Origin of the sequence: Moorena sp. SIO3H5, assembly GCF_010692395.1 — a bacterium.
Taxonomy (GTDB): domain Bacteria; phylum Cyanobacteriota; class Cyanobacteriia; order Cyanobacteriales; family Coleofasciculaceae; genus Moorena.
Genome location: NZ_JAAHHS010000301.1, coordinates 1 through 9,549, shown reverse-complemented (window position 1 = coordinate 9,549; position 9,549 = coordinate 1). Strand labels below are relative to the sequence as shown.

Genomic DNA, 9,549 nt, shown 5'->3' with positions numbered 1-9,549 from the left:
TCTTCGTTCAACGTTCAATTACGCGCGTCACACACTTACACCAACCTGGTATGACCAAGCTATTGGTTCTCGTAAAAATACACCAAACATGCACAACCAATTACTATTGCTGGGATTAAGGTCATCGTCACTTCTTGGGATATCAAAGCCAGAGTCAAAGCAATCAAATAGAGATACTGATACCATCTGCCAGATTTCTCGATAAATCCCTTGACAAAACCTAAAAAACAGAGTAAATAAAGACACTGAGTAACTTGATAAAACCGTAAGTTTCGTGAATACCAAAGTTCCCAAGGGTCTATAGCAATAAGTGCCGTTACTATCAGAGAAATCCAGATTTTGCCGGTAATATTACGGGCAATGATAAACACAACAACTAGAGTAGCCGTACCCCAAATCACAGACATGAAGCGACCATTGATGTATGACTCTCCTACGATCTTCATCCATGCGGCTAGTAGGTAATGAAAGAAAGGACCACGAGTATACCAAATCTCAGAAACAGCAATGGGGGCTCCGGTACGGAGTATACCTCTAATGGCATCAAAAGAGACATTTTCATCGGGTTCTAAATCCAGAAAACCTAGTTTATAAGTTCTCAGAATAAAACCAATCAGGACAATCACTCCCAGTAGGAACCACTTTCCCCAAGTTGAATATAGTTTTGCCCAAAAGTTGTAATTATATCGCCATTGATTTTGATGAAATTTGGTGCTATACCATAGAGTTTTTTTAGCAATTACACCAGTACCAACGAAAATAGGTACTAGTATTCTACTCCCTGCTACTAAAGCACTACCAAGGATGCTAAATAAGCCTAAAAAATACCAAAAAATCCATATCAAACCTTTACCTTTTCTACGCCGCAGCTGATAGTAAAGTAAAGTCAGCAAGAGAATGCTTACAAAGCCCAGCAAAATTATACTATTGCTTTGAGACAAAGAAAATAGTAATGCTTTTTCTGCCTCAGCAAAACGGTGTTTGAGTAAACCAATATCAATTAAAAATAAAGTACCCGGTAAGAGCAGAGCAGCACCAGTACCAAAGGTATTCCACCAACTGTTGCGATCATTGGATCCATACCAACCGAGAATCAAGGCATAAACCCAGATACACGCAATTCCTCCCAAACACCAAATAGCTTGGTGTAACAGGTAATCAGGATAGTTGAGTAGGTAAGCATTGCCTTCAAACTTACGTTGCAATTGTTCTGGTCTTATTGACCTTAGGAAGATTGCTGGTTCTCCTTGACCATTACCCTTGCTCCAACCAGGCACAGGCTTGGGCAAAGTTGTCCAATTACTGCCAGTAGCAATAGTCCCGGTAATATCTCCTTGGGCAGTTTCGACCCAACCATCTAAGAAAAAACCAATGGCACCATTGGGAGTTAAATTGCCCCTGCCATATGGAGACCAATCCCTGTCCAGTGGACGCTCCAAGCGCACTGCTATGGTGTTGAGACCAGTGTGTACAAGGTTCGTCACGTCTTGCATATGGAGCTGTTGGCTATTATCGTGTTGAACCAGCGTACCGTTGACCATCACCCCATAATCTCCTTCTCCGGCATAGCGAATGAAGCTACGCTGGCGTTTTTTGGGAATTTCCCAAGAACCTCTCAGCCAAACCTCTCCCTGGGCAGTGTCAATTCCTGTAATCCAATTACCTTCTAAAGGACGCTCAAATAAATGCTTACTCACGAAAGAGTAGGTGGCTTCTTTTACTGGACCAAGAGTCTGGGCTTCTGGCCAGCTTTGGTCTGGAAATTCTGAATCAGACCATTTGATTTCTCTGCGGTTTTCTCCATGAATAGAAACTCGCCAAGGGCTTACTCCTGTGCTTAAGTTGATGGGAGATAAGGATCTGACAGGATAAACCATACCCTCAACTGCGACACGAGGCTTTTCAGTACTTTTTTGCACTTCCAAAGCTATTATGTTTCTACCAGGTTTTAGGTAAGGGGTAAGGTCTACATAAGTAGTTAACCTCCAGTCTTTGGCAAAGGCAACCTGAATACAGTCACCAGGTACAAAGTAGTAAGGATGAGTATCATTAAAACCTTGGTAAGGGTCAGAGCGCCGAGCAACTAAACCGAGAGTATTACGGGGAATGCGACTGTAGTAGGTTACTTCATGAGATATCACTTTACCATTAACATTAAGAATAAAGTCGTTGTCTGCACTAATACGCAACCAACCAGTTTGTGCCTTATTTGGTAAATCAAAGCTACGGCGGAGATAAAAACGATAATTAGGTTCTGACGGACCAACCCACTGGACTTGAGGAGACCAAGCTACTGGCTCAACGGTACTGGGGACTTTATCCCAGATCGAAAAACCCAATATCCCCACTAAACAACCACAGATTACAATCACCGCCAAACATAGCCAACGATTTAAGATGTTCACGGTTGCTCCTCAATCAATTCTTCCGAACTCCCAGGATCGGTAATCAATTCTTCCCAAGTTCCAGAATCCGCAGTTTGGCGATAGCGTTTCCAAGCAGTTTCTATATCGTCACCGTGATAGTCAGCCCACGTTAAATGCATATAGGCTTGCCCCAGTAAAGCCACATTCGGCAGTTGCAAGTATTTCTCGGCATCGATAATTTTCAATGCAGCCTGAGCAGACTTTTCAAATTCACCATTAATAGCTCTGACCAACATCAGGTCATAGAGGGCTTCGATATGATCAGGAAAAACCTCTATTGCCCGTTCAAAATATTCAGCAGCTCCGGTAGGTCTTTGAGAACTAGCTCTTGCTTGAGCTTGGGAACTATCTCTAAAATTACCTCGGTAAGGAACAGGTACAGATTTGACGGGTTTTTTAGGACCATCAGTATATTTAGCGTATTCAACTCCTTGATTAATCAAATCAGAAGCTAGATATTCCTTAGCTAAAAAGAGATTGGGTTGTATCTGCAAAGATGCTTGCAGATATCTTTCAGCTTGGGCAAAGTCTCCAAGATTATAACGTTCTATCCCTTTGACAAAATTGATTAAAGCTGGATTGGATTCCTTTCCATAAAAACTAGCTTTTCCCCAGCGTATGAGGAAAGATAAATCTCCTGTCAAGGGTGGATACCAAGATGATAGTTGTTCACTTTTTGCTACAACGTTGTTGTACTCTCCCTTGGCAAAAAGGGCATCGATTTGATAATTAATAATATTGACTCCAATTAAGGAGATAACAATTAAGCCCAGAACTAATCCTAGTACCGGCAGCAAACGGGTCATATCCTTAATCAAACCATCAATGCCTTTAGTCCCTAATCCCATATAAAGACCAATTAAGCCAATCACTAGCCCAGTTATTGTGGAACTCCAGCCCTTACCGATACTACTAAAAAAACCATTTTTATAGCCAAAACCTTCGAGCCAAACTGTATCCCAGGAAGACATTTGAAAGAAACGGCTATCTGGAATTTTGAAGCTAAAGATTGATGGGAGTGGTTTAGATGCATCCAAAACTATATTTTGTTTCCACTGAGCATTAACATGAGAAAACTTTTTTTCAACATGAGATGATGCTCGGTTTCCTTGTTGGGAATAAGATGTGGATAAGAAAGTGACAGTCGGCGAGTAAGTGGTAAAAAAATAGGGAAATAGCAAGACTGCGAACAATCCTACCCACAACATTAAACGAGCAACAGGATGGAAGGCGTCAATGAATAAGGCGATTAGAATTATTAAGGGAAATAAGATAACTAAATATCTGACTGAGTTAATAACAAACAGATTAGTATCAAAAGCATCTAAAGATTCTTGTGGTAGGTTGTACCAGGGAGATTTTGCTCCTGATAATAAGGCTAAACTAGCAACAAATAAGCTCATCCTTGCCAAGGTAAACCATTGGATTAAGAGGAGTAAGTTTTGAAGTTTACTAGTAATTAAGCCTAAGTAGGGGTGAGAGTTAATAAATTGACGAAGACGATTAAGTAGACGATTAAGTATATTACTCAACATCAAATACTCCTAATTTACTCCTCCTGGCTGATAATTTTTAAATCATCACCAGGATTTAAAACTCTCGGATGAACTACAATTTGCTCTCCTGGTTGCAAACCTTCTATAAGTTCACGCTGGTTATCAAAGGTTCTCCCTAGCTTGACTTTTTTTACAACTGCTTTTCCTTCTTCTACTACCATCACCATACCTTCACCACCAGACAAATGGGTAACTGAAGTTTCTGGAATAAATAAGCTAGTTTTTTCTTTATCAAACTGGGCATAACCCTGTAGACCTGGTGGCATTTCTAGATTAGAAACCTTGACCAATACTGAATAAGTATATTGCCTGTCAACACCTACTTTTGTGCGTCTCTTTGCCTCAGTTTCAATCGTAGGATTGATCTTAATTACCTCTCCTAAAAAGGTACGTCCTGGGTAGGCAGTTAAGCGAACTGTGGCTTGGTCACCCACTTCAATATGGTCAAGTCGTGCTTGGTCAACATAAGCTTTGAAGACGATATCACTGGTTAAGATCATTAAATTGGCGCGGCTACTAGCACTGACTAAATCTCCAGCATGAATATCTACTCGGCTGACCAAAGCATCATTATTAGCATTAATTACTGTGTTTTCTAAGTTTCTTTTGGCTTGCCGTAGCTGTATTTTGCGATTTTCCAGATTCAGGCGGGCTCGTGCAATGTTTTTTTCTTCTATTACTCTGGTACGCTCTAGGGCTTGCTCAGCTCTTTTTAGTTGTAATTGATTAACAATGTAAACATCCTGATTACTAAAGAGTCGGTCTTGGGAACCAAAACGACCCTGTTGAGCATTGAGTAGTTCTTTTTTGCGAGTAGCATACACATCTTCTGCCTCGTTGAGATTAAATTGGGGAACTGCACCGACCTCTATTAAGGGTTTGATTCGCTCTAGTTTCTCCTTAGCAGTATTTAGTCTAAATTCTGCTGCTTCAACGTTATTTTTTACCTCTTTCTCTAACAACGATTCAATTTCATCAACTCTCTGTTTAGCATTATAAAGTCTTACTTGTGCTGATTCAATATCGTGTTCTAACCGACTTAAGTTTTCTTTTGCTGCCAGTTCATAACCTTTGAGATCAGTAATAGCGATCGCTAAATTATTTTCGGCGTGAGCAACTTTATCTTGAAACGGAGGCTGGTGTAACTTTAGCAAAGGCTGACCTTGACGTACCCAATCCCCTTCCATCACGTAAACCTTTTCAACTTCCCCAGTTACCTGGGGACGAATTTCCACCTCTTGAAGAGCCACAGATTCACCAGGGGCAGCCAGATTATCCTCTAAGGTTTTAAACGTCACTGGTACAGCCTCAACCTCTATGGGTTCACCAGCTTTTCGTTGTCGAGCTGGTGAACCTAGAGAGGAAGAGTAAATTTTGGTTTCTGGATCATTGAGACTGGAGGCGATAACGGTAACAGTGAGAACTACAATGATGCCAATGGGAGCTATTACCAGAAAAGATAAAACTAGGGGAGAAAGCCAAGTTCTCAGGCGAATCATGCTTTGTAACATTGTATCGTTCGGGATTTGTTAATAACGACCAATTCTAGTAAATCCGGTTTTCATCAAGGAGATTTTTAGAGCGGATTTGGTATTAATCTACAGCTTTGACAAAAACCTTTTGCCACAATAAGATGATTCGCTCCCAACTAAATCGTGATTGAACATCAGACAGACCATTACGTCCTAGTTCTGCTGCTCTTTCTGGATTTGCCAACAATTCCAGGACAGCTTTTGCTAAGGCGTTAGGGTTTTTTTCTGGTACGAGCAAACCGGTTTGATCTGGAATAATAACGTCGGGAATTCCTCCAACAGGGGTAGCCACAACGGGTTTAGCATGGGCAAGAGCTTCAATCATAACAATGCCTAACCCTTCAGTATCTCCTTTGGAGTCAACGATTGAGGGCAAGACAAAAACATCACAGGAGGCATATTCTTGTGCTAGTTCTTCTTTAGTGACAAAACCCAAGAAGTCTATTACTGATTCTAAACCCAACTCCTGGCACTGAGCTTTGAGTTCTTCTTCCAAAATTCCTTTGCCGACAATTCTCAGACGTACAGGTTGTTTAGCCAAAATTATAGGTAAGGCTTCTAGAAGATATCGCACACCTTTGCGCTCATCTAATCTTCCCACAAATAGTATTTTAGGTACTTCTCCCTCCTGACGTGGTATGGCTGGTTTTGCCTCTATAGTCAGACCATAAGGGATAACTTCTACTGGGCCGTCATAAAGTTTATTGATTAGACCTTGAGTAAAGGAGGAATTAGCTGTAATTCCTTTGGCCATAGGTAAGAACCAGCGGAGAAAGCTGGCCACAAAACCAAACTTCTTTGCCAATAATAGTTCGCCACCATGACAGCTCAATACCATGGGGATGCCTAATAATTTGGCAGCAGGCATCGCCATCACGCCATGGGGAAAGGGCCACTGAACATGAAGCAAGTCGGGTCGCTTCCGTAAACATAACCAAAACAGCTGCACAGTACCAAGAATAACATATAGGGTGGCAGGAATCAGATTCAAAGGTTGTCTTTGCAGCTTAGTAGGAGCACCATCCCGTACTAGATTTTCAAACCGCTTCAGGCAGTAGCGAAAGCGATAAATATGAACACCCTCTAGGGTATAACTTTTAGAAGCTTCGTAAGCAGGAGCAAAGACTGTAAATTTAGCTCCTGTTGGCTGCAAACGCAGAATTGTTTCACGGACAAAGGCTCCATGATTCCCATCGGGTGTTAGAGGATAGACCGAAGACAAAACTAAGATGTGTTTTCCTTGAAGCTTTGTGGTTTCTAGATCGTTAACCATAGTTAGTTTTTGATGAGGTTAGTACTCATAGTCTTAGGTTCTATAAATACAATTCCCAAAAAAATAATGAAGTTAACAGTATTTATACGTAAGCATTGAGCTATCAGCTAATACCCGTAGTACAATCGGTAGCTTTGAATACAATAAGCTAGCTTTTCACGTAGGGTGGGCGTAGGGGATTAGCTTACATTTACTATATATTCTGCAGGTTATATCCCAGAGCTTTGGTATTTTTGAACCATAACACTAATAGCATCTTTAATGGAAGTACAAAATCTTGACCATAGTGACATATTGGCTGGCATAATCAACCAGATTAGTTTAGTGAATAAGTTAAGCCAGCATTAGTAAGGCACCCCGAAGTTCTTGTGAGTGCTGGAGTCGTAGTTAAAGGGATGATTTTCAAAGTCTTAGGCTTAGTCAGCGCTCAATTGTATCTATTGGAAAAATTCTTTGGGGGCAAAGGGACTGAACATCTTGATGGGAGAGGGTATTATACCAAAGGGAACAGGGAACAGGGAGTAGGGAGCTCCCAGGAGGGGAAGGGAAGTGGGAAGAGGGAAAAAATAATGTGTACCTCATCAGTCCTAGAAACGCTATATGTAATTTATTCAGAATATTTTTGTTTTTTTATTACCCCTAAAACTCCCAAAAAAAAGTTTTTAAAAACCCTTGACAATTAAAATTATAATCATTACAATAATCATTGTAAACCCGATGAGTTAGATTTTTTAGTGATGTCACAAAAATTTTCCCGAAATTTCAAAAAACAACCTGCTCACCACGTCTTGAAAGGTTCTCGTGAAGCCGTAATCTATAGCATGCAAATGCTTTATTCCCTCGGCTATGCGGAGATTGCTGAATGGACTCCTCTGGAGCAAACAGATGTTCCCGGGGAAGTGATGACTACCATAACCAAGTATTGGCTGTTGCCATAACACCTTGTCTTGATGCAGTCGCTCATGGGGGAAACCCCCAAGACCGCGCTGCATCGCTAACTTTCTGGGGGGGTTTCCCCCCTTGGCCAAGTCACCTTTGGCCAATCCAATCTGATCACATCGGGTTAGAATTGGGAAGTTAGTGACATCACATTTCAACTGACTTATTGTGGATTTTAAATAGCCGTGGATAGTATTTCTACGGCTATTTTTTTATTTTCCTTACTTGTTTTACTAAATTCAACACTTTGTAAAAGGGAGCAGGGAGTAGGGAGCAGGGAGCAGGGAGTAGGGAAAAGGGAGTAGGTAAAAAATTATGTGTAGGTGATAGCAATGATCAACGCTATATAGCAATTCTACGACTTATGAGGTACAAAGCGATCCCCCTAAATCCCCCTTAATAAGGGGGACTTTGAAGTTTATAGTTGTACCTCATAACTGCAATAAACGCTATAATTCCATCTAGTAACTTATAAGATTAAAAAAAATTAATGACCAATCAATCCAACCAAATAACAGAAGAATCCTTTGATTACGGAGAGATAGACTCAGCATTAAATTTCCAACCTCTCACTGAAGAGGAAATGGTTCAGCGAAGTATATTAGCCCTCGAAGCTTATCGTCGTAATGGTTCATCAGTAGATCATAACCGTGTGCGCGAATGGGCAGATAGCTTAGGAACTGATCAAGAACGCCCATGCCCCAGATAGTTTGGACTAAAAGCGCAATTGATGAGTTAAATCGCCATTACGAATTTATAAAAAAAAATCAACAATGTTGATGCTGCAGCACGCGCAGTAAAAAAAATTGTCTCTTCCAGTGAAAGTTTACAGGAAAATCCTCGTCGAGGTTGATAAATAAGCTAAACCAAGCGAAAAAAACAGATACAGAACTTTCTGAATTCTATATCTGTTAATCATTATTTAGCTGTAGGATATAGATAGTAAAAAGTTTGTGATATCACTGAAAAAAAGGAATTTGGGCATTACATTTGAGTCACAAAAAAAATATGATTACATAACGATTTAAACAAATTGCCGTCAAAATAAAAAAATGTCCTATTTTAACACTCCCAACTCAGAGGCTCACCCTCTAATCTTAGTGTTGTCTTAGGTTCAAAAATATGTGCTTCCCAAGGAGATGGTATTCCTATATACTGGTCACAAGGAACTGGATTTTCTTTGGTGCGTTTATCATCTGATGTGTAACTAGTAATTACACTAGTCAAATGATTATTACTAGGATAAGACACAACCAAATCATAACCACCTTGATTTATGCCGCCTACAATTTTTTCTTCAACGCTTTTAATGTCCTCACAGTAACTCAAGTCATTAATCAACATAATATTTCCTTTTTGATGAATTATTTTATTCTGGATATTTTGAATATAAATAATCAAATAAATAATAGGTGGCCAATTTGCCCTATTAATTCACGTCAGTTTTGGTTAAGCGGAAGCTGGTAAAGCTTGCTTTAGGCGGAGTGATGGCTTTTTGGGTTGGTGGCAATACGCAATCAACCCAGCCAAAAGATTAATCATCAAATTGACAGCGTTGGTGAATCAAAGAATGAATAAGAGTAGAGTGGGCTCCTGCCCGCTCCAAAAGATCACCGAACAGGCAAGATGCCTATTCCACAGCTGACGGCTGAATGCTTACGATAGGATGAGATTGCCAAGACACTATAGCGTTTCTCTGAGTTATGAAGTACAGTCTTATTTGAGGTTGACTCCCTGTCTTGATCCAGCGCATCCCGATTCCCGATTCCCGATTCCCGATTCCCGATTCCCGATTCCCGATTCCCGATTCCCGATTCCCTGTA

Annotated in this window: 9 protein-coding genes; 3 read left to right on the top strand and 6 right to left on the bottom strand. The window is 40.6% G+C overall.

Going from position 1 to position 9,549, the window contains the following annotated elements; all coding sequences use genetic code 11:
* Positions 1-59 precede the first annotated feature (59 nt).
* From F6K52_RS25985 to F6K52_RS25970, 4 genes are all read right to left on the bottom strand, one after another.
* Positions 60-2,405, bottom strand: a complete 2,346-nt coding sequence (locus F6K52_RS25985) for a glycosyltransferase family 39 protein (protein ID WP_293085013.1) — start codon at positions 2,403-2,405, stop codon at positions 60-62.
* Positions 2,402-3,961 carry a tetratricopeptide repeat protein gene (locus tag F6K52_RS25980; protein ID WP_293085010.1) on the bottom strand — a complete coding sequence of 520 codons (1,560 nt, stop codon included), beginning with the start codon at positions 3,959-3,961 and terminating at the stop codon, positions 2,402-2,404. The genes F6K52_RS25985 and F6K52_RS25980 overlap by 4 nt, the downstream gene beginning before the upstream one ends.
* Positions 3,962-3,975: 14 nt before the next feature.
* The gene (locus F6K52_RS25975; RefSeq protein ID WP_293085007.1) at positions 3,976-5,493 is read right to left on the bottom strand and encodes an HlyD family secretion protein; all 1,518 of its coding nucleotides are present in this window, start codon (positions 5,491-5,493) and stop codon (positions 3,976-3,978) included.
* 82 nt (positions 5,494-5,575) lie between these two features.
* On the bottom strand, positions 5,576-6,787 hold the full coding sequence (locus F6K52_RS25970) for a glycosyltransferase family 4 protein (protein ID WP_293085004.1): 1,212 nt from the start codon (positions 6,785-6,787) through the stop codon (positions 5,576-5,578).
* 395 nt (positions 6,788-7,182) lie between these two features.
* On the opposite strand from F6K52_RS25970, the gene F6K52_RS37080 reads away from it, so the two are divergent.
* Entirely contained in the window at positions 7,183-7,470 is a 288-nt protein-coding gene (locus tag F6K52_RS37080; RefSeq protein WP_364419711.1) for a hypothetical protein, read from the top strand.
* A gap of 54 nt (positions 7,471-7,524) precedes the next feature.
* Positions 7,525-7,725, top strand: a complete 201-nt coding sequence (locus F6K52_RS25960) for a hypothetical protein (protein ID WP_075901123.1) — start codon at positions 7,525-7,527, stop codon at positions 7,723-7,725.
* 205 nt (positions 7,726-7,930) lie between these two features.
* Here the strand turns inward: F6K52_RS25960 and F6K52_RS25955 are convergent, their stop codons facing one another.
* Complete coding sequence (locus F6K52_RS25955; RefSeq protein WP_293084997.1) at positions 7,931-8,059, bottom strand: hypothetical protein; 129 nt, start codon at positions 8,057-8,059, stop codon at positions 7,931-7,933.
* Between the two features lie 157 nt (positions 8,060-8,216).
* On the opposite strand from F6K52_RS25955, the gene F6K52_RS25950 reads away from it, so the two are divergent.
* Positions 8,217-8,435, top strand: a complete 219-nt coding sequence (locus F6K52_RS25950) for a hypothetical protein (protein ID WP_293084994.1) — start codon at positions 8,217-8,219, stop codon at positions 8,433-8,435.
* A gap of 353 nt (positions 8,436-8,788) precedes the next feature.
* Here F6K52_RS25950 and F6K52_RS25945 read toward each other — a convergent pair whose 3' ends face one another.
* Complete coding sequence (locus tag F6K52_RS25945) at positions 8,789-9,127, bottom strand: hypothetical protein (protein ID WP_293084991.1); 339 nt, start codon at positions 9,125-9,127, stop codon at positions 8,789-8,791.
* Positions 9,128-9,549 lie beyond the last annotated feature (422 nt).